This window comes from Acinetobacter sp. P1(2023) (genome assembly GCF_028367635.1).
GTDB classification, from domain to species: Bacteria; Pseudomonadota; Gammaproteobacteria; order Pseudomonadales; family Moraxellaceae; genus Acinetobacter; species Acinetobacter pittii_E.
Genome location: NZ_JAQNDD010000003.1, coordinates 110,371 through 136,002, shown reverse-complemented (window position 1 = coordinate 136,002; position 25,632 = coordinate 110,371). Strand labels below are relative to the sequence as shown.

Annotated in this window: 22 protein-coding genes; 15 read left to right on the top strand and 7 right to left on the bottom strand. The window is 38.9% G+C overall.

Features of this window, described 5'->3' with window-relative positions; all coding sequences use genetic code 11:
• Positions 1–56: 56 nt before the first annotated feature.
• Both POD11_RS05695 and purL read right to left on the bottom strand, forming a co-directional pair.
• A complete protein-coding gene (locus POD11_RS05695) occupies positions 57–1,262 on the bottom strand; it encodes a multidrug effflux MFS transporter (RefSeq protein WP_262456670.1) in 1,206 nt (401 codons plus the stop codon).
• Between the two features lie 82 nt (positions 1,263–1,344).
• Complete coding sequence (purL, locus tag POD11_RS05690; protein WP_262456669.1) at positions 1,345–5,178, bottom strand: phosphoribosylformylglycinamidine synthase; 3,834 nt, start codon at positions 5,176–5,178, stop codon at positions 1,345–1,347.
• A gap of 309 nt (positions 5,179–5,487) precedes the next feature.
• Between purL and POD11_RS05685 the strand changes: the two genes are divergently transcribed.
• The 10 genes from POD11_RS05685 (at position 5,488) to pal (ending at position 15,230) form a co-directional block, all read left to right on the top strand.
• A complete protein-coding gene (locus POD11_RS05685; RefSeq protein WP_101662993.1) occupies positions 5,488–6,828 on the top strand; it encodes a deoxyguanosinetriphosphate triphosphohydrolase in 1,341 nt (446 codons plus the stop codon).
• A gap of 93 nt (positions 6,829–6,921) precedes the next feature.
• Positions 6,922–7,521 (top strand): Holliday junction branch migration protein RuvA, encoded by a 600-nt coding sequence (gene ruvA / locus POD11_RS05680; protein WP_002118762.1) that lies wholly within the window; start codon positions 6,922–6,924, stop codon positions 7,519–7,521.
• 7 nt (positions 7,522–7,528) lie between these two features.
• The gene (ruvB, locus tag POD11_RS05675) at positions 7,529–8,533 is read left to right on the top strand and encodes a Holliday junction branch migration DNA helicase RuvB (RefSeq protein ID WP_002052424.1); all 1,005 of its coding nucleotides are present in this window, start codon (positions 7,529–7,531) and stop codon (positions 8,531–8,533) included.
• A 205-nt stretch (positions 8,534–8,738) separates the two neighbouring features.
• Complete coding sequence (locus POD11_RS05670) at positions 8,739–10,073, top strand: M20 family metallopeptidase (RefSeq protein WP_262456668.1); 1,335 nt, start codon at positions 8,739–8,741, stop codon at positions 10,071–10,073.
• Between the two features lie 211 nt (positions 10,074–10,284).
• Positions 10,285–10,692 (top strand): tol-pal system-associated acyl-CoA thioesterase, encoded by a 408-nt coding sequence (gene ybgC, locus POD11_RS05665; protein WP_001273591.1) that lies wholly within the window; start codon positions 10,285–10,287, stop codon positions 10,690–10,692.
• 24 nt (positions 10,693–10,716) lie between these two features.
• A complete protein-coding gene (gene tolQ / locus POD11_RS05660) occupies positions 10,717–11,415 on the top strand; it encodes a protein TolQ (protein WP_016140259.1) in 699 nt (232 codons plus the stop codon).
• Entirely contained in the window at positions 11,415–11,867 is a 453-nt protein-coding gene (gene tolR / locus POD11_RS05655; RefSeq protein ID WP_262456667.1) for a protein TolR, read from the top strand. Before tolQ ends, tolR begins: the two co-directional genes overlap by 1 nt.
• A gap of 3 nt (positions 11,868–11,870) precedes the next feature.
• On the top strand, positions 11,871–13,268 hold the full coding sequence (gene tolA / locus POD11_RS05650) for a cell envelope integrity protein TolA (RefSeq protein WP_262456666.1): 1,398 nt from the start codon (positions 11,871–11,873) through the stop codon (positions 13,266–13,268).
• 93 nt (positions 13,269–13,361) lie between these two features.
• A complete protein-coding gene (gene tolB / locus POD11_RS05645; protein WP_262456665.1) occupies positions 13,362–14,642 on the top strand; it encodes a Tol-Pal system beta propeller repeat protein TolB in 1,281 nt (426 codons plus the stop codon).
• Positions 14,643–14,669: 27 nt separating this feature from the next.
• Complete coding sequence (pal, locus tag POD11_RS05640; RefSeq protein WP_002118513.1) at positions 14,670–15,230, top strand: peptidoglycan-associated lipoprotein Pal; 561 nt, start codon at positions 14,670–14,672, stop codon at positions 15,228–15,230.
• Positions 15,231–15,280: 50 nt separating this feature from the next.
• On the opposite strand, the gene POD11_RS05635 is transcribed toward pal, so the two are convergent.
• Entirely contained in the window at positions 15,281–15,466 is a 186-nt protein-coding gene (locus tag POD11_RS05635; RefSeq protein ID WP_016140255.1) for an NF038105 family protein, read from the bottom strand.
• 186 nt (positions 15,467–15,652) lie between these two features.
• Here POD11_RS05635 and POD11_RS05630 point away from each other — a divergent pair, with 186 nt between their 5' ends.
• The 5 genes from POD11_RS05630 to POD11_RS05610 all read left to right on the top strand — a co-directional run bounded on the left by POD11_RS05630 (position 15,653) and on the right by POD11_RS05610 (position 18,923).
• A complete protein-coding gene (locus POD11_RS05630) occupies positions 15,653–16,624 on the top strand; it encodes a class 1 fructose-bisphosphatase (RefSeq protein ID WP_016140254.1) in 972 nt (323 codons plus the stop codon).
• Between the two features lie 59 nt (positions 16,625–16,683).
• Positions 16,684–17,460 carry a TrmH family RNA methyltransferase gene (locus POD11_RS05625; RefSeq protein ID WP_016140253.1) on the top strand — a complete coding sequence of 259 codons (777 nt, stop codon included), beginning with the start codon at positions 16,684–16,686 and terminating at the stop codon, positions 17,458–17,460.
• Between the two features lie 159 nt (positions 17,461–17,619).
• Complete coding sequence (locus POD11_RS05620; RefSeq protein ID WP_016140252.1) at positions 17,620–18,234, top strand: RNA polymerase sigma factor; 615 nt, start codon at positions 17,620–17,622, stop codon at positions 18,232–18,234.
• Positions 18,224–18,544 carry a hypothetical protein gene (locus POD11_RS05615; RefSeq protein ID WP_002118556.1) on the top strand — a complete coding sequence of 107 codons (321 nt, stop codon included), beginning with the start codon at positions 18,224–18,226 and terminating at the stop codon, positions 18,542–18,544. The genes POD11_RS05620 and POD11_RS05615 overlap by 11 nt, the downstream gene beginning before the upstream one ends.
• Positions 18,534–18,923: a DUF3106 domain-containing protein gene (locus POD11_RS05610; RefSeq protein ID WP_016140251.1), complete on the top strand. Its 390-nt coding sequence runs from the start codon at positions 18,534–18,536 to the stop codon at positions 18,921–18,923. Before POD11_RS05615 ends, POD11_RS05610 begins: the two co-directional genes overlap by 11 nt.
• A 102-nt stretch (positions 18,924–19,025) precedes the next feature.
• Here the strand turns inward: POD11_RS05610 and POD11_RS05605 are convergent, their stop codons facing one another.
• The 4 genes from POD11_RS05605 to cxpE form a co-directional block, all read right to left on the bottom strand.
• On the bottom strand, positions 19,026–21,449 hold the full coding sequence (locus POD11_RS05605) for a CSLREA domain-containing protein (RefSeq protein ID WP_262456664.1): 2,424 nt from the start codon (positions 21,447–21,449) through the stop codon (positions 19,026–19,028).
• Positions 21,450–21,467: 18 nt separating this feature from the next.
• A complete protein-coding gene (rbtA, locus tag POD11_RS05600; RefSeq protein ID WP_239967138.1) occupies positions 21,468–23,327 on the bottom strand; it encodes a rhombotarget A in 1,860 nt (619 codons plus the stop codon).
• Between the two features lie 320 nt (positions 23,328–23,647).
• Complete coding sequence (hda, locus tag POD11_RS05595; protein WP_016140248.1) at positions 23,648–24,346, bottom strand: DnaA regulatory inactivator Hda; 699 nt, start codon at positions 24,344–24,346, stop codon at positions 23,648–23,650.
• Positions 24,347–24,366: 20 nt separating this feature from the next.
• Positions 24,367–25,560 (bottom strand): chloramphenicol efflux transporter CxpE, encoded by a 1,194-nt coding sequence (gene cxpE, locus POD11_RS05590; RefSeq protein ID WP_016140247.1) that lies wholly within the window; start codon positions 25,558–25,560, stop codon positions 24,367–24,369.
• Between the last annotated feature and the right edge of the window lie 72 nt (positions 25,561–25,632).

Below are 25,632 nucleotides of genomic sequence, written 5' to 3'. Positions count from 1 at the left end.
GTTCTTATTTACAACAAAATCTTAAAATTCAGTGTGCTAGCTGCATCTTCACAATTTTAAGTATTCGATTTCTTTAAATATCTATTCTCATATATTGTCATAGCAAAAGCCAAACCACATAAAATAACGAAGCCAGCAGTCATTGGAATTAATGTACCGTTATATAACTGCCCAATAATAGAGGCAAGAATAAGTGACAAAACAGAAGAAGCTGCACCAATAATAGCCGAAGCCATACCAGCAACATGTCCCATCGGTTCCATCGCGATCGCGTTCAAATTACCAAATAGAGTTCCAAATAATAAGAACAGAATGCAGGCATAAAGCATAAACATCCAGAATGAAACAGCCACGCCTAAAAGTTGAATTCCTAAGAAAACCAAAGAAATTAAGCATAAACCCAAAAAGCCATAAATACAGATTGGACGCATACCGAACTTCATCACAATTTTAGAGTTGGTAAATGAAGCGACTCCCATTACACCTGCAAGCACAGCAAAATAAGCACTAAACTCTTGCCCCGTTTTACCAAACTGCTGCATAAAAATTTGTTGAGAAGTTCCCAAATAACCAATAAATCCACCAAAACAAAAACCCGCACATAGCAAATAACTCATGGTGGTTTTATTATTCACCACCTCTTTAAAACCCTCTTGAAAAGCTTGCAAGCGCATAGGTAAACGATTTTCAGGAAGTAGCGTCTCTTCTAGTCGTAATGCTACCCACGCTCCAACGACTGTGGCATAGACCATGTATAAAACAAAAATTTCACGCCAGCCAAAAAAATGAATAATGAGCTGGCCCAAACTTGGTGCAATTGCTGGAGCAACCATAAACACCATCATAATTAAGGACATAATACGTGCCATTTGTGCACCACTGTATTTATCGCGCACAATTGAAATTGAGGCGACATAAGGACCTGAAACCCCAATACCCTGAATAAAGCGGCCAACTAAAAACCATTCAAAACTTTGTGTAGTAAAGCACAATAAACTTCCTAAAAAGTAGATGATTATCCCAGCAAATAAAATGCGCTTACGACCAATTGCATCGGATAGAGGCCCTGCAATGAGTTGCCCTATCGTCATGCCAGAGAAAATACCAATGATGACCCATTGCGTCTGATTATTATTTTTTAAGTCAAAAACTCGTCCAATCTCACCTAAAGCTGGTAAAACCGCATCTATTGAAAAAGAAACAATAGACATGAGTAATGCCATCAGTAGTGCAAATTCACGGAAATGGATTTTTGATTTCATTTTTCTTCTCTACTATTTATTCTATTTAGATTGTACTACATACAAATAAGCCACCTAACGGTGGCTTATTTCAGTGTTTATATTAACCAATAAACTTACGTGCATTACGGAACATACGTAACCATGCACCATCTTCAGTCCACTCTTCTGGACTCCAAGAGTGCTGAATTGCACGGAAAGTACGCTCTGGGTGCGGCATCATAATCGTTGCACGACCATCTTTAGACGTTACACCTGTAATCGCTTCCGGCGAACCGTTCGGGTTCAATGGATAATGTTGAGTCGGGTTACCGTGGCTATCAACATAACGCAATGCAACTTGATTCGCTGCATTTAAGCTTGCAATGTCAGCTTCACTTGCAACCGCACGACCTTCACCGTGTGCTACAGCAATCGGTAAAATCGAACCTTCCATACCATCAAGCAATACAGAAACAGATTTTTCAACCAGAACGTTTACGCTACGAGCTTCAAAAACTTCTGACATATTGCGGTGGAAACGTGGCCAGTGGTCAGCACCCGGAATAAGCGGTGCTAATTGTGACAACATTTGGCAACCATTACAAATACCTAAACTGAATGTATCCTCACGATGGAAGAACTGTTCAAACTGATCACGTAATTTCGCATTGAACAATACTGATTTTGCCCAGCCACCGCCAGCACCCATTACGTCACCGTAAGAGAAACCACCACAAGTCACCAGACCTTCAAAATCACTTAGGCTAACGCGACCGGCAAGTAAGTCACTCATGTGCACGTCAACAGTATTGAAACCAACCTTATCAAAGGCTGCTGCCATTTCAATATGACCATTTACACCTTGCTCACGCAAGATCGCCATATTAGGACGGCGTGTGTTAATGAACGGTGCTTCGATAGGTTCATTCAAATCAAATGTTGGTTTAGCAATTAAACCTTGATGTGATTTATCCGTGATTAAAGCGAATTCTTGGTCAGCAGTTTCTACGTTATCACGTAGACGTTGGATCTGATGAGATACCTCAGACCAAGCTTGTTGTAATTCAGCACGATCTAAAGTCAAACCGTTTACAGATAACTGATCTGTGTTATTTACACGACCAACTACAGCAATTGCATCTTTCAAACTAGATGCAGCAACTTCTGCTTGTAAAGCGTCCCAATCAGCTGCTTTGATTTGAAGAACTGCACCAATTTCTTCAGCAAATAAACTTGCTGGAGTTTGGTCTTCTAATGCAACACCTAAACGTGCAGCAAACATCATTTCAGCAACAGTTGCGAGTAAACCACCATCACCGATGTCATGGTAAGCTTGAATCAAGCCACGGTTATTCCAGTCTTGAATTAAAGCAAAGAACGCTTTGAAATCATCAAAACTATCAACATCAGGAGTGATTGAACCGATCGCTTTATATACTTGCGCAAGAATCGAACCACCTAAACGGAACTGACCTTTAGATAAATCAATGCGTACAAGTACTGAATCTTCTAAATTCTTAAGTTCAGGTGTTAAAGTTTTACGAACATCCATTACTGGAGCAAATGCGGTAATTACACCAGTCATTGGAGACGTTACAGCTTTATCTTCACCGTTGTCATTCCAAGTGGTACGCATTGAAAGTGAGTCTTTACCTACAGGAATCGCAATTCCTAAAGCTGGACACATTTCCATACCAATCGCTTTTACACCTTCAAACAGCGCTTGGTCTTCACCTTTTTGACCAGCAGCAGCCATCCAGTTTGCAGAAAGTTTGATATCGCTAATTTGTTCAATGTTTGCACATGCAATATTGGTAATTGCTTCCGCAACTGCCAAACGAGCAGATGCTGCTGGATTTAACAATGCAACTGGTGGACGTTCACCCATCGCCATTGCTTCACCAGTGAAGCCTTGTAAGCTTGTAGTCGTTACTGCTGCATCTGCAACAGGAATCTGCCAACGACCAACCATTTGGTCACGCGCAACCATACCAGTAATTGAACGGTCACCAATGGTGATTAAGAATGACTTAGATGCAACTGTTGGATTTTTCAATACGCGGAAAATCGCATCTTTCAAATCAACTTTTGAAGCGTCAAATTCGTTACCTTTACGCTCAATTGTTTCATAAGAACGTTGCATACGCGGTGTACCACCAAGCATCACTTGCATTGGGATATCAACTGCGTTGTTTTGGAACAATGGATCTTCTACTGTTAGATGACGTGCTTCAGTTGCTTCACCCAACACGGCAAATGGACAACGTTCACGAGCACAGATTGATTCGAACTGTTCTAAAGACTCTGGACGAATTGCAAGAACATAACGCTCTTGTGCTTCATTTGACCAGATTTCCATTGGGCTCATGCCCGGTTCTAATGAAGGAATCTTACGAAGGTTAAGAACTGCACCTAACTCATGATCATTCACAAGTTCAGGCATAGCATTTGATAGACCACCAGCACCAACGTCGTGTACAGAAACGATTGGGTTAAAGTCTTCTAAGCGCCAGCATGTATCAATTACTTCTTGGCAACGGCGTTCCATTTCTGGGTTTTCACGTTGTACAGAAGCGAAATCAAGGCTTTCACCCATTGTACCGCTGTCTACAGAAGATGCTGCACCGCCACCAAGACCGATTAACATTGCAGGGCCACCCAATACAATGAGTAAATCACCCGGTTGGATCGCATCTTTTTCTACATGGTCAGGACGAATGTTACCGTAACCACCAGCGATCATGATTGGCTTATGGAAGCCCTTCACTTCACCATTTACATTCTGTTCAAAAGTACGGAAATAACCATTTAACGCTGGGCGACCAAATTCATTATTAAATGCCGCACCACCTAATGGACCTTCAATCATGATTTGTAATGGCGATGCCATACGTGAAGGTTTGCCGTAGTTCTCTTCCCAAGGTTGTTCAAAACCAGGAATGTTTAAGTTAGAAACTGTAAAGCCTGTTAAGCCAGCTTTTGGTTTACCACCACGACCAGTAGCACCTTCATCACGGATCTCACCGCCTGAACCAGTTGCAGCACCAGCAAATGGAGAAATTGCTGTTGGATGGTTGTGAGTTTCAACCTTCATTAAAATATGAGCAGCTTGACTCTTATATTTATAAACAAAGTGTCCGTTTTCATCTGCTTTTGGATAAAAACGCATCGTGTCATAACCAACGATTACAGATGCGTTATCTTTGTATGCAGATAAAACATCAGTTGGCGATTCTTTATAAGTATTTTTAATCATCTGGAACAATGATAATGGTTGTTTTTCACCATCAATTGTCCATTCAGAACCAAAGATTTTATGACGACAGTGCTCAGAGTTGGCCTGCGCAAACATCATCAACTCGATGTCATTTGGGTTACGACCAAGCTTACCGAATGCTTCAGTTAAATAATCAATTTCTTGTTCAGATAACGCAAAACCAAACTCATTGTTCGCTTTAACCAAAGCTTCTTTGCCTTGACCCAAGATATCAATTGAATTTAATGGTTTTGGAGCTGTTTCTGAAAATAATGCTTTTGCATCATCAATTTGAGCAAAAACTGTTTCTGTCATACGGTCATGAAGTACTTGTTTAACTTCATTCGTAATTTCAGAAACACCTTTTAATGTAAATAAAAGACCGCGTTCTAAGCGGTGAACTGGTGTATTACAGTTTTTGAAAATATCAGTTGCTTTAGAAGACCAAGGTGAAATAGTACCCACACGTGGTGTTACTAAAATCTGAATCTCATCACTTGCAGGTTGACGAAGTTCAAAAGACTCACCGTCATTTAATAATTGCAAAGCAGATTGATGTTGCTGCTCGTTGAGCGCTTGATCAAACAAATAGACCCATTGGCTGTCAAAAGATTGAACAGAACTAATTGACGATAAACGTGTTAATAGTTGAGCTTTCTTAAAAGAAGAATGTGCTGCTGCACCGGCCACGATAAACATGTTGATTTTGGCTCCACGGGCAGGTCTTGTGAACCTTACCGCAATGTGACTTTAGAGAGAGCGCATATTCTACTGCGTCTTGCTAAAATCAGCTAGATGTAGAATCAGTATTCTGTAACCTAATTCTGCAAGAAGTGATTTCTTTTTTGTTCAAAATCATTTTTTTAGTCATTCCCGTTAAAAATAAATTGTTTCATGTTTACTCAATAACATAATAAAACCTGAACTAAGACAAACTATGTCGCACCAAGCTAGTGCTTTTAGCTTTTTTTTGGCATGATCAAGCTTTATAGTTTTGAATAATGATAAATGGAACAAATGCGTTGGTTAGAGCTGCTTTCCGCAGTTCGCTTAGGTAGCAAAAAAAGTAGTACAGAACTGGCTCGTAGCCCATTCCATAAAGATTATGACCGCATTATATTTTCTCAAAGTTTTCGTCAGTTAAACCGTAAGACCCAAGTTCACCCTCTAGCACAACATGATGGCATTCACACTCGTTTAACTCACTCCCTTGAAGTTTCCTGCATTGGCCGCTCAATGGGTATGCTTGCCGCAGAAAAAATTAAAAATGAATTGCCTGTCTGGATTTCCCCTGCCGATGTCGGTGCAATTATTCAAGCAGCTTGCCTGGCCCACGACATTGGTAACCCGCCTTTTGGCCATGCAGGCGAATATGCGATTCGTGAATGGTTCGATGATGCCTCACATGACGATTTTTTAAAAAAACTAAGCCCAGAAGAAGAAGCCGATGTTCGCCAATTTGAAGGTAACGCTCAAGGCTTACGTTTATTAAGCCGCATTGATTATCATCCAGATGATGGAGGTATGCGTTTAACGTATGCAACCTTAGGCGCTTATTTAAAGTATCCGTGGCTTTCAAAAACAATTGCTTCACAAGGTGATCGACCTTCACATCAACGAGCAAAGTTTGGTTGTTATCAATCTGAAAAAGAAATTTTAAAACAGATCGCTGAACAGCTTGGGCTGATTCAACTCGGCGAATATCATTATTGCCGCCATCCACTCACCTATTTGTTAGAAGCCGCTGATGACATTTGTTATGCCCTCATTGATTTAGAAGATGGTATTGTCTTAAATATGCTGAGTTACCAAGAAGTTGAACCCATTTTCTTAAATCTTATTGCTGACTATGGCCAACCTGAAGAGTTATCTCATCCAAACAGTACATGGCAACAAAAGATCTCAGCATTACGTGGACGAGTCATGAAACGTCTTGTTGATGAAGTGACCACAGCATTTGCCAAAAATCATTATGAGATTATTACAGGTCAGCTTAAAGGCAACCTTTTGCAATATTGTTCACCTGATATTGCAAAAGGTATCGAAACTGCCAAGAATCTGGCACGTGACAAAATTTTTGAGCACCCACAAAAATCTGGTTTAGAAATTATTGCGCATCAAAGTTTACAAACCATTTTGGATGCATTTGTACCACTCACAACGCCACATAAATCTTTAAGCTTTAAAGAACAACGTTTAATGTCTATCCTTAACCTATACGGTGCTAACTTTAGCAATAATCACTACAGCAATATCATGCAGGTACTCGATATTATTAGTAAGTTCTCAGATCATCAGGCTTATAGCTTGGCGCAAGAGTTGCAAGGTAATAAAATTGGCTTGTTTTAAGCTGGCTTGATATAGAAAGAAATAAAACCAGTGTCGTTTTCAATTCATTTTAGAACGACCAGATTTACAGTTATGAATAAGTGAAATTACGCTATGATCGGATGTTTAATTGGCGAAGTGTTTGCCCTAGAAGCCCCTACTGTCTTACTAAATGTAAATGGTGTGGGTTATGAAATTGATACGCCACTTTCAACATTTTGCCAATTACAAAAAGGCCAAAAAGTTACGCTATGGACGCATTTGGTTGTCCGTGAAGATGCGCAGCAGCTCTACGGTTTTAGTGATGCTCAAGAGAAAACAATTTTCCGCACCTTATTAAAAGTAAATGGTGTCGGTCCAAAAATGGCATTAGGCATTTTATCGACACTAAGCGTTGAGCTATTGGTTCACACGATTGAACATGACGATATCAATACTTTGGTCAAAGTTCCGGGTGTTGGCAAAAAAACAGCTGAACGTTTAATGATCGAACTCCGTGATCGCTTCAAAACATTGGCTCAAGGCACTTCAACTGTAGCGACCATGCCTCAAATTCAATTTGCTGCAAACTCTCCTGTCGCAGAAGCAGAAGCTGCGTTGCAATCTTTAGGTTATAAACCACTTGAAGCACAAAAAGCTGTTGCGGCGGTTAAAGCCGATTACACAGAATCAGCCGATATTATTCGTGCTGCTCTTAAATCCATGATGAAGTAAAACACTTATGCAAGACCGTCTAATCAGTGGAACAGAAAAACCTGAAGATCATTTTGATCGGGCTATTCGACCAACTTCTCTTGCCGACTATATTGGGCAACCAGTCGTACGTGAGCAAATGGAAATTTTCATTGGCGCTGCTCGTGGTCGTGGTGAAGCTCTCGACCACACACTGATTTTTGGTCCGCCCGGCTTAGGTAAAACCACACTTGCTAATATTATTGCACGTGAAATGGGTGGCAATCTTAAATCGACTTCAGGACCAGTATTAGAGCGTGCAGGCGATTTAGCGGCAATGCTCACCAATCTTGAAGAAGGCGATGTTTTATTTATCGATGAGATTCATCGTCTTTCACCAGTGATTGAAGAAATCCTCTATCCAGCAATGGAAGATTACCAACTCGATATTATGATTGGTGAAGGCCCTGCTGCCCGTTCAATTAAACTAGATTTACCCCCTTTTACACTCGTTGCTGCGACCACACGTGCGGGCTTGTTGACCTCACCACTACGTGACCGCTTCGGTATTGTGCAACGCCTTGAGTTTTACTCTGTAGAAGACTTAACTCACATCGTGTCACGCTCTGCAAACCTCATGGATGTACCCATTACAGTTGAAGGCGCAGAAGAAGTAGCACGCCGATCACGCGGAACACCTCGTATCGCCAACCGTTTATTACGCCGTGTACGTGACTATGCACAAGTGAAAGGCACAGGCGAAGTGACTCATGAAATGGCACAGCGTGCGCTTGATATGCTCAATGTTGATAAAGCTGGCTTAGATACCCTAGACCGACGTTATTTGAGTATGTTACTAGAGCGTTTTGATGGTGGCCCTGCCGGAGTTGAAGCTCTTGCAGCAGCTATGGCTGAAGACAGCGGTACGCTTGAAGATGTGATTGAACCTTATTTAATTCAACAAGGTTATGTCATGCGTACTGCACGAGGTCGCATCGCAACCAACCAATCTTATTTACAGTTTGGAATGACACCACCTGAGCCTAAAAACTAACCAAAGGAAGAGAATTTTCTCTTCCTTTTTTAATTCAATCACGCTATCTAATTAAAAATAATAATTATCTTATCAATAAATTAGCGACTCTATACCTTTTAAGTCTTTCTTTATACCTTATTGATTTTTTAATATTTTTGAAAACTGAATTATAAGAAATCTAGATAGTAAATCTTATGAACAATAATATTTTTAGGATAAGGATATGTATAAAAAAACCGCTTTATTTTTGCCACTCGTTCTAATGAGCCAGCTAAGCCTAGCAGATTGGGTAAAAGATGCTGCACAACAAAATGAAAATCAGGTCATTCAATTAAGACAATATATTCATGAACACCCTGAACTAGGCAATATGGAATTTAAAACATCTGCCCTTGTTCAAAAAGAATTGACGTCTTATGGCATTCAAGTCAAAACAGGTTATGCAAAAACAGGTGTAATAGGTATTTTAAAAGGCAATAAACCTGGTCCTATCATTGCGCTTAGAGCCGATATGGATGCACTACCTATGGAAGAAAAAAGTGGTGTTCCCTTTGCGAGTAAACAAAAAGCAATTTATCAAGGTAAAGAAACTTATGTGATGCATGCTTGTGGACATGATGCACACACTGCGATGCTATTAGGGGCAGCAAAAATTCTCGCAGCCAATAAGGATAAAATATCAGGCACAGTCGTCTTTGTTTTTCAACCTGCTGAAGAAGGTGGAGCAGATATAGATAACTTCACACAGGGTGATCAAATTGGCTCACGGAAAATGATCGCGGATGGTGCCTTTAAAGACTATAAACCCGAAGCTATTTTTGGAATACATGTCATAGCTGGCATGAAAAGTGGACACCTTTATTACAAGGATGGAGCTATTTTAAATAGTGCAGACCACTTACGTATTCAGATAAACGGCAAGCAGGTGCATGGCTCGACGCCGTGGCTAGGCAGAGATCCAATTTATGCATCGGCACAAATGATTAATAATTTACAGAGTCTTATTAGCCGAAGAACCGATCTAACCAAAGGTATGGGTGTAGTCAGTATTGGCAATATTCAAGGCGGCACGGCAGGTAATGTGATTCCTGAACAGGTCAATATGATCGGGACTATTCGTTCTAATAACGAACAAATACGGGCGAATATTTTAAAAAGTTTACCGACCATGATAGAGCATAATGCTCAAGCCAATGACGTGACTGCTAAAGTTGAAATTGCGCCTTATGCACCAGTAACTATGAATGACAAAGCGCTTACTCAATTTATTCAGCCAACATTAGCCAAAGTTGTTGAAGCTTCAAAACTACATGTTTTGGATCACAATGAGAGTGCAAGTGAAGATTTTGCTTATTATGGAAAATTAATGCCCTCATTCTTTGTTTTCTTAGGTGCAACACCAGAAAATCAAGACTTAAGCCAAGCTGCACCCAATCATAGTCCTTACTTTATTGTAGATAATAAAGCCTTAAAAATAGGAACTGAACTACATGTAAGGTTCGTATTAGATTACCCGAACATATCAAAACAAGTTCAAACTGCATGGAAACCTTCTTAACTTAAAAGTAAGCTGGTCATAGAGTTCACCGTTTTTGGACTAGAAGTACAGCAATCGCAATTGAAAGGTTGTGCCATAGGACTTAGTATGCAATCTGCTAAACTGCCCCGTATTTAAAGCATATGCGTGGCTTCAAATAAAATGAATATTTTATTCAGTAGCCATAATTGAAATGCAAAGCTCTATAGTGAACTAAAAACGGAATACTCTCATGGCGAATCATTTTGAATTCAACATTCGTGTTTATATTGAAGATACGGACGCAGGTGGTATTGTTTACCATGCCAACCATATTCGCTATATGGAACGTACCCGTACCGAATGGCTCCGCGCTGCTGGCGTTGATCATTACTGGCACCAAAAAGACTACAACTTTGTCGTATATAAAATTGACGTAAAATATATGCGTCCTATTTTAATGGATGATTTAATTACTGTTACAGCACGTGTAGTTTCATGTAAAGCTGCGTCATTTGTGTTGCAACAAAATATTTATCGTGGTGAAATCTTGCTTGCTTCTGGTGAGGTTGAGTTGGCATGTTTAAGTAAAGACTTAATGCCTCGTCGTCTTCCAGAAGAAATACGTGATCTTATTCGTAAAGAATTGGAACAAGACTAAAAAAACAACCGGCATATGTAACCTATGGCAACAAACATTGAATCAACCCTGCATATTTCTGACCTTATTTTACAAGCAAGTCCAGTCGTTCAGTTGGTCATGCTAATTCTATTGTTAGCATCGATCTTTAGTTGGTATCTGATTGCCAAGTTACATATGAGTTATAAAAAAGCACATCAAGACGATGAACATTTTCAAAAAATGTTCTGGTCTGGTGCTGAACTCAATACGCTTTATAACAATGCTCAGCTCAACTCAAAACGCTCAGGTCTTGAAGATATTTTTTATCAAGGGTTGAGCGAATTTTTTAAACTCAAAAAACGTCAAGCTCCTGTTTCTCAAACGATTGAAGGCACTGAGCGTATTTTGCGTGTAGGTTTGAGTCGTGATCAGAGCCATTTAGAGTATGGTTTAGGGACTTTAGCAAGTATAGGTTCTGTAGCGCCTTACATCGGTCTATTCGGTACCGTATGGGGTATTATGAATGCCTTTATCGGTTTAGCTGCCGTTGATCAAGTAACTCTGGCAACTGTTGCACCGGGTATTGCTGAAGCACTTATTGCAACTGCAATTGGTTTATTTGCTGCTATTCCTGCTGTATTAGCTTTTAACCACTTCACTGCTAAAAGTGAAAGTGTTTACTCTGATCGTGCTTTATTTGCTGAAGAGATGATTGCTTTATTGCAACGTCAATCTGTGGGTTCATCACAGGAAGATGCATAATGGCAATTCAGCGTTCAGGGCGCTTTGAGCGCATAAAAAAACCATTAAAAAGTGATATGAACGTCGTACCTTATATTGACGTTATGCTCGTGCTTTTGGTTATTTTTATGGTAACTGCTCCTATGATTACCAGTGGTATCAAGGTCGATTTACCTCAAGCAAACAACCACCCAATCGAATCAAAAGATATGCCTGCCATGGTAACAATTGGCAAAGATGGCAATCTTTATCTTCAATATGAAGATTACAAAGATAATGAACCATTATCTCGTGAAAAACTCGAAGTAGTTTTAAGCGATGCTCAAAAACAAGCTGAACAAGAAAACAAACAACTTACTGTTTTAGTCAATGGTGATAAGTCTCGTCCTTATGGAGAAGTCGTATCATTAATGGCGAGTTTACAAGAAGCAGGTTTAACTCAAGTTGGCCTTCTGACAGAGCCTTTAAAATAAGCTATGAACAAAGATCAAAAGCCGCCCTTTAAACAAAATGCGATTGCATTGAGCTTTACACTCGGAGTTCATGCAATTGCCATTGTTGGCTTGCTTTTTTTAGGCTTGAGTAAACCACCTGAACAGCCAAAAAAGCTAACGACTATTTTAGTTAAGCCAGAAGATTTACCTCCTCCTTTAGCCAAAGAAATTGAACAAGAGACTACAGCTACGAATGAAGCAAAAGAGGTATTAGCCCCTATTGTGGATGAAACTCTACCTCAAAATCTTCCAGTTGTACCTCCGCCTCCAACAGCTCAACAACTTGCTGCTCAAAAGCAAAAGGCCGAACAGGCCCAGCAAGCCAAGTTAGCTGAGCAAAAGCGTAAAGCTGAAGAAGCTGCGAAAGCGAAACAAGCAGCAGAGCAGCAACGCATAGAGGAAGCTCAAAAACAGCAGGCTGAAGCTAAACGCCAAGCTGAGGCTAAAGCAAAATTAGAAGCCGAACAAAAACGTAAGGCTGAACAAAGTGCAAAAGCTGATGCTGAAGCTAAGGCCAGCCAAAAAGCTGATGAAGACGCTAAACGTAAAGCTGAGGCTGATGCAAAATTAAAACGTGAAGCTCAAAAGGCTGAAAACGCTAAACTTCAAGCACAACAAGAAGCTAAGCGAAGGGCCGAAGCTGATGCTAAGGCTAAGCAACAAAAAGCTGCTGAAGATGCTAAACGTAAAGCTGAAGCAGATGCAAAAGCCAAACAGCAAAAAGCAACTGAAGATGCTAAACGTAAAGCTGAAGCAGATGCAAAAGCCAAACAGCAAAAAGCAACTGAAGACGCTAAACGCAAAGCTGAGGCTGATGCTAAAGCCAAGCAAAAAGCAACTGAAGACGCTAAACGCAAAGCTGAGGCCGATGCGAAAGCCAAACAGCAAAAAGCTGATAATGCTAAACGTAAAGCTGAGGCCGATGCGAAAGCCAAACAGCAAAAAGCTGCTGACGATGCTAAACGCAAAGCTGAGGCTGATGCTAAAGCCAAGCAAAAAGCTGCTGACGATGCTAAGCGTAAAGCTGAAGCGGAGGCCGAGGCCAAAGCTGCATCTGCTCAAAAAGCACAAGAAGAAGCAGCTCAAAAGAAAGCTGAAGCTAAAAAAGTTGCTTCTTCAGCTAGACGCGATTTTGAACAAAAAATTCGACGCTCTTGGGATGTTCCAACTGGTAGTAGCGGTAAAACAGTTGGTGTTCGTTTTACCCTCTCCGATTCGGGAAGCGTTAACTCTATTGTTATCACGCGTTCAAGTGGTGATGATGCCTTAGACGCAAGTATTAAAGCTGCAATTCAAGCCGCAGCGCCATATCCTATGCCATCAGATCCAGATGCAAGACGTGAAGCAAGAAGTGTTAGCTCTACATTTAGAGCGCAATAATTTTGAAAGAGTTACATGCTTTAAATAGTTTAAGGCATGTAACTATGCTACAAAATCAACAGTCACAAAAATACCTTCTATGACTTTAAACTTATGAATACGAGCCGCAAACACCTGCTATCTTTAGCACTGATCACAGCCTTAAGCCCTATTGCTTCTACAACTGCTTTTGCCCAGTTATATCTGGAAATTGCCAAAGCTCCAGATCAGGCACCCAAAATTGCTATTGTCCCGTTTACCAATGACAATGGGCTCTATCCTATTGTTGAAACAGACTTAAACCGTTCTGGGCGCTTTACAAGCTCATCTAAAAATTTGCCTGCCAATGCTGCTATCAATCAGATTCAAGCTTCTGACTGGCAAACTGCTGGTATTCCATATGTAGTTACTGGACAAATTAAACAAACAGCGACAGGTTTTGAAGTTCACTACCAACTTTATGATGTACAAAAGCAACAATACATTTTAAATGAACTTTTAAATGTACCTGCTTCACGCATACGTCAAGCTGGTCATATGGTAAGTGATGCTATTTATCAAGCGCTTACTGGTATTCCAGGTGACTTTAGCGGCCGTATTGCTTATGTATTAAGAAACCCTGCAACACCTGCCGAGCGTTATACCTTACAAATTGCAGATACGGATGGTGAACAACCAAAGACCGTTTTATCATCCCGTGATCCAATTCTTTCTCCGGCATGGACACCGGATGCTAAAAAAATTGCTTATGTTTCTTTTGAAACTAAACGTCCAGCAATTTATTTACAAGATTTATCAACTGGAACACGTGAAGTCCTTACCAGTTTTAGAGGCCTAAACGGCGCACCAAGTTTTTCACCGGATGGCCAATCAATGCTATTTACAGCATCGATGAATGGTAACCCTGAAATCTACCAAATGGATTTATCAACTCGCCAAGTCAAACGCATGACAAATGATTCGGCAATTGATACCGAAGCACGTTATACACCAGATGGAAAATCCTTTATTTTCACTTCTGACCGTGGTGGCTCTGCCCAAATTTATCGTTATACCTTTGCTGATGGCTCAGTAAAGCGTTTGACATTTAAAGGCTCATTTAATGCACGCGGAACTCTAAGTGCAGATGGCAAAAAGATTGCACTTGTTCATCGCCCAAGTGGCAGCAGTTATAAAGTTGCAATTCAAGACATTAATACTGGCATCACCAATATTCTTACCCCAACTAGTTTAGATGAATCACCAAGTTTCTCACCAAATGGGCAAATGGTGGTCTACGCAACTCGTGAAGGCAACCGTGGCTTGTTGTCTATTATGTCTACTGATGGACGTTTCCGTATAAATTTACCAAGCGAACAAGGTGAAGTACGTGAACCAGCCTGGGCACCAAAATAACTTTTAATTCCATTGACGGAGATGATCATGAAATCAATCAAATATTTAGCTCTACCCTTTCTTAGCGTAGCACTCGTGATGACAGGCTGTGCTAGCCGTAAACCGGCAGCGACGACCACGACTGGCACAAACCCAAGTACAGTAAACACTTCTGGTTTAAGTGAAGATGCTGCATTAAATGCTCAAAATTTGGCAGGCGCTTCATCTAAAGGCGTAACTGAAGCCAATAAAGCGGCTTTAGCTAAACGTGTTGTTCACTTTGATTATGACAGCAGCGATTTATCTACTGAAGACTACCAAACACTTCAAGCTCATGCTCAGTTCCTTATAGCAAATGCAAATTCAAAAGTTGCATTAACTGGTCATACAGATGAACGTGGTACACGTGAATATAATATGGCTTTAGGCGAACGTCGTGCTAAAGCTGTACAAAGCTACTTAATTACCAATGGCGTAAACCCACAGCAACTTGAAGCTGTAAGTTATGGTAAAGAAGCTCCTGTTAATGCAGGACATGATGAATCAGCGTGGAAAGAAAACCGCCGTGTTGAAATTAATTATGAAGCAGTACCTCCTTTATTAAAATAAGAGATCTGCATAAAAAAACGCTCATAAAAATATGAGCGTTTTTTTATTACTTAAGAAGATTTCTTTTCTTCTTCAGCATGTTGCATAGACTCAATCAAATCATGCTTATTAAAATCTTTATATTCAGGTTTTGCCTCGTAGTCTTTCCAAGCTTCCTGAACATTTTCTTTCGAAATTTCATCTAGATTGATTGGTTCACCTGCCGTGGGGGTCGCATCAAACTTCTTTGTTGTCATTTCGATTCTCCTAAAAATATACAGTCCTTTGTGATGCAATCAACATACCATTTTAATTGGGGGCTTGTAAGCATAAATCCAACACAAATAAAGTAAGATAATTTTTATTTTGTGACATTCTCATCTAGAATATGCCACGTATTTATCTGACTCATTTTGATGCTTGAAGCACAGGAGCTATTTTATATGTCCAACCTCACTTTGTCCCAATTTTTACAACAACAAAAAGGGAATCTAACACCTGAGTTGGCTCAAGTCATCGATACTATTGCCACGACCTGTAAAACGATCGACCAAGCACTACAAAAAGGTGCTCTCGCTGGTATTTTAGGTAGTGCTGGTAATGAAAATGTTCAAGGTGAAACACAGAAAAAACTTGATGTGATTTCTAATGACTACTTAATTGATGCTTTAAAAGTGCATCCACATGTGGGTGGTCTCGCTTCTGAAGAGCTTGATGATTTCACCCCTGCACAAGAAAATGGTGAATATCTTGTTTTATTTGATCCATTAGACGGCTCAAGCAATATTGATATCAATATGTGTGTAGGCACAATTTTCTCTATTCTTCCTGCAAAAAATGCAGTAACACAAGCAGAAGATTTCATGCAAGCTGGTACACAACAAGTTGCAGCGGGTTATGTACTTTATGGTCCATCAACCATGATGGCTTTAACAGTTGGAAATGGCGTAGCATTCTTTACTTTAGACCCAGAAACTCAAACTTTCTTACTCACAACTGACAATGTTCAGGTTGCAGCAGATACTCAAGAGTTTGCAATTAATGCCTCTAACCAACGTCATTGGGAAAATCCTGTAAAACAATATATTGATGAATTACTTGCAGGTAAAACTTCTGTTCGCGAAAAAGATTTTAATATGCGCTGGGTCGCATGTATGGTTGGCGATATTCACCGTATCTTATGTCGTAGTGGTATTTTCCTTTATCCATATGACTTAAAGGATCCAACAAAAGCAGGTCGTTTACGTTTAATGTATGAAGCGAATCCAATGAGTATGCTCATTGAACAAGCTGGTGGTGCATCAACTACAGGCCGTGTTCGTATTTTAGATATTGAACCAACCGAGCTTCACCAACGTGTTCCTGTAATCATTGGTTCTAAAAATGAAGTTGAACGCGTAACAAGCTACCACTAATAATTTTAATTACTTAGGGCATCATAGTATGATGGTGCCCTTTTGTTGGATATTTTCTTATGGCGGTTATTTTTTTAGAATCAAAAGACAATGCAAAAATTAAACATTTGCGTGGATTAATCGAACTCAGTAACGCCCGAAAAAAGCACCAACAAACCGTTCTTGAAGGCACTCATCTTTGTTTGGCTTGGTTACAACAGCAAAAAAAGATTTTTTCCTTATTTACAACAGAACAGGCCTTAGAACACGAAGATTTAAAAAAAATAATTGAACTGCATCAAGGTCATATCTTTGTTATTAGCGAAGTTTTATATAGAGATTTGAGTACATTAGGTACGAGCTTACCTTGTTTAGCTATTATTGACCTACCTAAAACTGCATCAACCATTGATTATAAGGTAGATACCTTAATTCTTGAAAATATTCAGGATCCAGGTAACGTAGGTACTTTACTACGTTCAGCAGCAGCAGCAAATATTAAACAAATCATTTGCACACAAGGCTCTGCATCACTTTGGTCACCACGAGTTTTAAGAGCAGGTATGGGTGCTCATTTTAGCTTACATTGTTTTGAAAACTTTCAGTTGACAGATATTCTTCCAAAGTTCCAAATTCCAGTTTTTGTTACAAGCTCTCATCGCTCAACGAGTCTTTATTCAAAAGATCTTTCAAAACCGTGTGTCTGGATATTAGGAAATGAAGGTCAAGGCGCTAGTGATTACGCATTAGATCACGCACAATCAGTAACTATTCCCCAACCAGGTGGACAAGAGTCATTAAACGTGGCAATTGCAGGATCTATTTGCTTTTTTGAGATGGTCCGCCAACGCCAATAAAACGTTAATTTATTTTACATCGCACATATTTGTGAAAAAAATCAATTACACTAGTAAAAAATAACCGATTGTTGTCAACCTCCCACCTCTTTTCAACGTTATATAAGAGATATATTGAAGATAAGGTGGGTATGTCCAATGACAGGATTTTCCATCTCCATGGATTTAGCACCGAAAAAGTCTCGATCGGAAACATCTAGTGCTCATGCCAGCACGGCTGAACAACGCCTGAAATTTTTCATGCAAGATGTCACTGGACGTGCTTTGGTGATGATGGAGAGTGCTACCCAAGGTCAACAAGGTATTGCAATGGATTTGGTTCAAGAAGCATTTATTGCTTTACACAAATCTTACGCCGATAAAAGTACTGAAGAATGGTATCCCCTGTTTTACACTATTTTGAATAACAAACTTCAGGATTGGCGACGCAAAGAAGCTCGTAGAGCGAACCCATTTTCTTTCTTCAAAAAAGTTAGTCTGGATAATGACGACGACGAAATTATCGATGTAGTTGATGAAAAAGCTATTAATCCTGCAGATTTTCTTGATCAAGCGGTAACGATTGAGGAAATTCGGGAAGCGATTGAAAAACTACCTGTTCGTCAACAGCAGGCATTTATGTTACGTGCGTGGGAAGGGTTTGACACCCATACAACAGCTCAGATCATGAACTGTACCGAAGGTAGTGTGAAAACCCATTATCACCGAGCAATTCAGGGACTTAGAGAATACTTGGCACATTTAAATCCCTTGGGAGGTTCTGATGAATCATGATGATTTCACTAAAAAGGTGACCTCCAAACTTGATAGTTTGGCAGATCACCACAAAAACAAAACAGTGGTCATGAATCATGTGCTTGACCATATTCAACAAAAACCAGCCTCTTATTATAGTGTCTGGAAAATGACTGGTTTTGCACTTGCTGCAGCAATTACAGGTTTTGTAATCCTGCCAAACTCAGTCGAAATTGTAGATAAGCCACAAAATCAAGTCATCGTAAATCCTAAATTATCTCCACAAATGGTAGAAGATTTAGAGATGTTAATGGTGTTGGGTGAGGATAAAGTACAACATGGCAGCTAAAAAATTAGCACTTATCCTGTGTTCATTAAGTTTCTTGCAGACAAGTTTTGCAGGTTTTGAACGCTTTTGGATTTTTTCTAAAGATGCCAATGCACAAGTCGATGACACATGGGATGCTCTTTCTGAAGAAGAGCAACGTGCAGTTATTAAACGTTACCAGAGTTTAAAAGAGTTACCAGCAAATCAGAGCAATAACTTACAGCAACGCATGGACTGGTTTACTCAACTTCCTGAAGCTGAAAAACAAAAAATGCGTGAAGCATGGCAAAAAATGAGTACTCAAGAACGTAAAGATTTACGTGAACGTATGCTCAAAGCAAATGGTGAAGAAAGAACGGCGATTCGTGAAGAATATATGAACAAGTATTTAGAACACTAAATATTGTTGAGTTATTAAAAAAGTGAAATCTAATCACTCAATTATTTTGATTTCATTTCTTATAAAAAAGCCTCCGATTGGAGGCTTTTTTATTCTTAGGGTTTATTTACGGTAGCGTCTATAGGCTGCTAAACCAAGTAAGGATGCCAAAGATAAAATTCCAAGGCTACCACCTCCGCCCCCACCCCGTGTATCGTCTGTAGTGGTGGCAGTGCTTACAAGGGTAATTACTCCAGCTTTAGATGAGATTTTCCCATCAGCGTCATAAACGTTATAACTTAACGAGTCATTAAAAGTATTAAATACGTTATTTGCCTGAATATAGATATTTCCACCATAACAAGTTTTATCCTTATCATCTTTCGGACATGGCCCTTCCCGATCAGCTTTAACTACTTTAAAAATACCATCTTTCGATGTTTTGCTTGGTAAATAAATTGGTAACTCTACACCCTTTTCATTTACCCAAAATTGAGATTTAGGCTTTAAAAGCGTATTTACAGGCCCATCACCATCATCGTTAGCATATTTAAGTAAATTCAATGGAATAGTTTCATTTGCAAGATATTTAAATGTAATTGTTCCATCGCCAGAAACTGGTTCAATATTATTAAAACGAGCCTTAATCAAACCGCTTGAGCTTAGTTTATTATCGGCTGTAGTAATTGTATATTTACAATATACATAACTACCAGCTTGAGTTACTGAATCATCCTTACGATAGAAAATAATTTGTTGTAAGGTCGCATTCCATTCACACATCAAATTTGGTTCTTTAGTAACGTTATAAACACCTTTATCAATCTGCCCAATACCTAATGGCTCGGTTGTAATACGATAATCAGTTGGGTTGAAGAACTTCAGCACATGATTAGCATCTTCTGTCGGCAATGGTAAATCATAGTTCTTTAAATCAAGATAAATTGCGCGATATTTAAGATTTGCCTTAGTAGCATCAATTAGATTCTTAAACTCCGCTAAACGTACTTTATAGTAAGTAATAAAGTTAGAAGGTGTCTTAGGGTCTTTAATATAATTATCAAATAAATCATAATTTTGTTGATAAGTATCAATTAAAGTCGTTAATGAAATATTACTAACATCCTCTAAATCACCTGAAGTGAGCTTCATTAACTCGACAGAACCAATATCGCAACTATTACGACTTTCTGGCTGATAATATGAGATAATGTCTGCCAAACGATTTAAACCACGTTGGTCAATTGTGGCACAACTTCCTTTACTATCTTGATCAACATTAACCAAATCTACTTGTTTAGTATCAATAATCTCTTTTGGATAATAAATAGGTAACCAACCTGTATAGGCCGATACAGTCTGTGGACTTAGTACACTACTAAATGGTTGTCCACTAATATTAATATTCGTCTGACCATCAGGTAAAGATTCTTTTGGAACATCACATTTTGCTGTCGTAGATGTCCAGTCAAGCGCATTAAAACTCAGCGTTAAACCTACACTCTTTTGCTCTGCCGCCGCCCCTAGAAGATATTTACACGCATAACTTCCGCTATTATAAGCCAATACATTAAAACTTAGTTTTTTTGTACCCAGTTTGTCGTAGAGGAAAGTGCTATTCGCGTTGTTTTCAACAATTGTATTATTTAAGAGAACTAAACTACTGCTTGAACTTAAAATACTTGATGTATTGGCTGGATTATTGGTATCACCAGTAAACTTGATAATACTGCCGTTAGCACTATTGGCTATATTTTGTGCAATAGTATTAACCGATAATGTCGCAGTAGGTTTACCGCAAAACTCAAATGCACTTGTTGTAGCTGTATTACCATTATTCACAATACTATTTGATGTAAGAGTAATAGTACGTGGCGCATAGACGGTGTCACTAAAACACCCCATTGATAAAACACTACCTTCTTGTGTTGCGTTATTGCCTTTCAGTAATGAATGATTCACTGATAAAGTAATATTCGGTGAAGCTAAATAAATTGCCCCTCCGCTTGTTGCCCGAGATGATAAAATTTGGCTATTTTGTAAAGCAATGTCAGCACCTGCATAAATTGCCCCACCCTGACCAGTTGTGACACCATTTTCAAGAATTACATTATTTATGCTTAACGGCTGTTTATAAGTAGTCGTATTAAAAATGCGTGACTTACCTTGAGCATTAATACGTGTTTGTAATTCAAGTTGTGCAGGATAATCATTGGTTAATACACTTTTTTTCTGCCAATCTACAGGATCAGCACCAAAAATAGCAATATTGGCATTTGGAACCAATTCTTTAGTTAAATTATAAATTCCTGCTTTAAGTTGAATCGATTTTTGTGTAGTTTCACGTGTATCAATAACGGTACACCCACCATATGACTTACGTAGCTCAGCTGTCTTTATAGCCTCACGCAACGAGCAGGCATTCGTATTGTCACCATCTTCATCGTCAAAAGTTGTAACATCAATTCTTCCAGTCGTGGTATCTGCAAATAACGGCATTGCAGCAATCACAGCTAATGCTAAAAAAGCTTTTTTATAATTTTTCATAGCCTTTATCATCCTTGATTATGACTTTAAACGTCTTAGAGCAATTAAGCCAAATAGACCAAAAACTAAACCACCACCTACACTTCCGCCACCACCCGCACTTACAGACTTATCCTCAATACCTGAGGGTGGATCTTGTACAATTTGAACTGGAATTGTTAAGTAAACGTCAGCAGCATTATTAAAACGTGTGGTAGTAGTAACGACTAAAAGGTTAAATACATCTGCTCCATGCCAGTTTCCATTTGGAACATAAGTTAAATTTCCCTGAGCATCGATAGACAAAGTTCCTTTAGATGGTGTACTTGTTTGAACAATCTTCATACAGCCTGACTGCCAGGCTTGACCATCTGTTCTTTTTCCAAACATTTTATCGCATGTTTGTGGAGAAACTAATTCTCCATCACCTACCACATCGGCAATATTAAATTTAGCAATTTCGCCATATTTAATATCTTGGCCATGTGTACTAATATCATCGCGGTTAGTAATTAATTCAATTGCCCCTAAATCACACAACTCATCATAACCACTTCGATTTTTTCCACGTTGATCTTGTTTTTCACAACTCGCCAGACCTACAGAAGTCCCATCACTATATAAACGACCTTTATTAATTAATAATGATTGTGAAAGGCTGGTATATTTATCTAAAACTCTTGGTTTAAAGAATCCTAAAAAGCTATTGCTCGGTGTTGAATATGGACATAACAAACCATCTGCTGGTGGAACATCACAGGTTCCTTCATCTGCATTTCCAGCAATTAATTTTTCACTTGCAGGGTATAGAATATTTGGTAACTCTGCAGAAGCATTACGATTACATTCTGTCGTTACTAAATTGCTCTGCACAATCGTTTTATCTGTTGCAGATACCTTACAGTTTGTTGTGTTGCCTACTAAAATACTATTAGAGACAGACGCTTTTCCTTGTGGAGCATCAAAATACAAGCCTCCCACATTTTTAATAAGAGTAATATTATTGATTACCATGCCATCACGAACATTGGCAATGAAACTACCTTTATTATGAAAAATCGTACTATTACTCAAACCAATGATACGAGAAGTTAAATATCCGCCCGTACTTTCATCTGCAAATTTAGTTGCAGCATGAAATAATGCGCCATCTGCTGCCGTCACTTCATTATCACGCACCACAGATTGCGTAACATAGTAAAGTGGCATATCAGTATATAAAATGCCTCCCTGACTTGCTTTGTTATTTTGCATCAGGCTATTAATAATCGTTACTGAACCCGCTGTTTTTGGAGTATTTGATAAATTACCAGCGTTATAAATTGCTCCCCCATTTGTTGCATACCCATCCATTAAACGCGAATTTTGAATAACCAATTGTTCATGATTATAAATTAATCCACCGTTACCTTGAGGTATTACACTCTTTGAGCCAGCACCTTTTAAATTAACATCAACAAATAAAACTGAAAAAGAAGCTTTTTCAACACTACCATCATCTATACGGAATAGTTGATCCGTACCGACCATTTTAATAGTTGCATTATGAGAGTTGGGTGCTCCTTCCTCAACCAGAGTAGAATCATTTTTTGCTGTACTAATAGCTACAGGAACAGTAATTACTATACTTTTATTTAAAGTATATTCTTTATCACGCTGCAAAATGATATTTGATGAAGCATCTTTATTTCCGCAACCATTATAACCGTTTGCATATTTTTCAACATCAGCAGCATTGGAAGATGCGCGATATTTTAGAAATTGTATTGCTTCACGTAATGAACAGACCTTGTTATCGACGTCTTCATCAGTTGTAGTTGTAACTTGAATATCGGCAGAATAAGCGTGTCCAGCAATAGCCAATAAAGCAAAAGCAATGCTCCGTTTGAGCATACCCATCTCCTTACATCTTTTTTCATTTTTCTTTGTCAAAATTGCAAAATTTCCGCTTTTGCAACCGCATCCTTTGTGCGTACTTTGTCACAGGAAGTAGAATTTCTCAAGACTTTTTGATCGCTCTATAGAGTCATTTTTGAGCTAAATTACAAAAAGCTTTATAGTTAAAAAAAGTTTTTTTAATACAAAAAGCTAGCTTATTAAAAATTAGAAGTTATAAATACAACTATTTATTCTGAAATGAAAAACAATTCTGTCTAGAAAGAAATTCTTTAATTATATGAGATAAATTTAGGCAAAATAGCAAACTTAAGGTAAAAATTTTATTGTTGATACTCATCAATCAAAGCATAAATTTGCCTTAAAGTCGCATTAGATAGTTTTGTTTTTTCACCTTTGAGCAACTTTTCCAACTGCGCAACAGTTTTTAGTAAAAGAGATGCCTGATGAGGACCATGTAATAATAAGTAGTCAACAATTTGCTGATCGAAGTGGATACCACGTCTAGCCATTACAGATGTAACCAAGGCATAGCGGTCTGCATATAAACTTCCACTCGGCACTTTTACACTAACTGCCTGTGTAAGTCGTGACTGTAAATCTGGCAATTCAAGCTTTAATTCGATCGGTGCTACACGCGAAGAAAATACAAGTTGTCCTTCGTGATTATTCATTAAATGAAAAACAGCTTTTTGCCAGTGAGGTACGCCACTAATTGATTCAATATCATCCAAAGCAACAAGGTCATAATGTTCTAAAGAAGTAATAGCTTCAATAGGAGCATCAAGTAGTTCAAGCAAAGAGACTTTAATCGCAGATTTGCCTAATTCTAAATAAGAATCACAAATTGCAGAAAGTAAGTGACTCTTTCCTGTCCCTGCTCCACCGTAGATATAAAATCTACTCACCAGACCAGCATGTAATTGACGCACGGCATCAACTACATGCCCCCAACCCGGTCCCGAAAAATCACTGATTCGGGCATCAAGTTGAGGTTCTATATCCAGTTGGAGTTGACGCATATATTGAATTAACCTTGAAATTATTTCTGGTTAGGGGATTTCAGTTCATCTGTATCTTGCTGTGTTTTAACTTCAAGATCAAGCTTAGTGCTCTCAGTTTGTACATGAATTTGCTCAATATCGCCATGTTGGATCACTAATGTAGAAGGTGGAGCATAAAGTGAGCTTCTTTCATAATTCTCTCTTAAATGCTTCAACAACACCACAATAACAGCTGCAACCGGCAAAGCAATTAACATTCCTAAGAAACCTGCAAGCTGTGCACCTGCCAATACTGCAAAAACAACTGCTACAGGAGATAGACCAATTTTATCGCCCAATAGGAATGGCTGTAGAATATAGCCTTCTACCGCTTGGCCAATCATAAAGACTACACCAACCAGTAATAGATGCATCCAATCCAATCCGAACTGGAACAAGCTAGCAATAACAGCTGCAATAATACCTACGGCAAACCCTAAATAAGGAATAATACTGGCAAGGCCAGCCACCATACCAATAATAAGACCAACTTCCAAACCAATGAGCTGCAAACCAACTGCATAGACTACGCCAAGCAATAGCATGACAAGAAACTGACCTTTGACAAATGCTCCTAAAACGCTATGGCATTCGCCAACAATCTGTAAAGTAGTTGCTTCATATGGACGCGGAATGAGACGACGTAAGTTTTGTAACATACGTTCCCAATCAAGCAAGAAATAGAAGGCAATAATAGGAATTAAAACAACTGTCCCACCAATTTGAATAAAATTCAAACCCGATTGAGCCAATTTTAATAACACTGCTTGAATGCTATCTGCACTATAATTGGTTTGGACATATTCCATCACAGCTTTGGACAACTGCTCGGTATCAATTTCCATTTGCTGGACATTAAATGTCGAAGATACCCAAGGTAAAAAAGTAGCATTAATCCAGTGAATGCCTGCTGGAATACTATCTCGGGCATAAACTAATTGTTTCCAAATCAGTGGAACTAAATACCAAAGTGCAATAGTTAAGGTTACGCCTATTCCGACAAATACCATGCTAATTGCCAACCAACGAGGCAATTTCATTTTTACCAGCACATCAACAAGTGGACTGAATAAATAAGCGAGGAAAAAAGCACCGATAAAAGGAATGACTACAGGCTTGAGTAAGTACAACACCCATACCAGCAATACAATACCTGCGAGTAAAAAAATACGGCGCAGTATACGATCTTGCATAAAATCTAGCCTTTTTTGATTTAATCGTTATAAATGAAAAAATATTTTTATTAAAGATAGCATTTTCGAGCA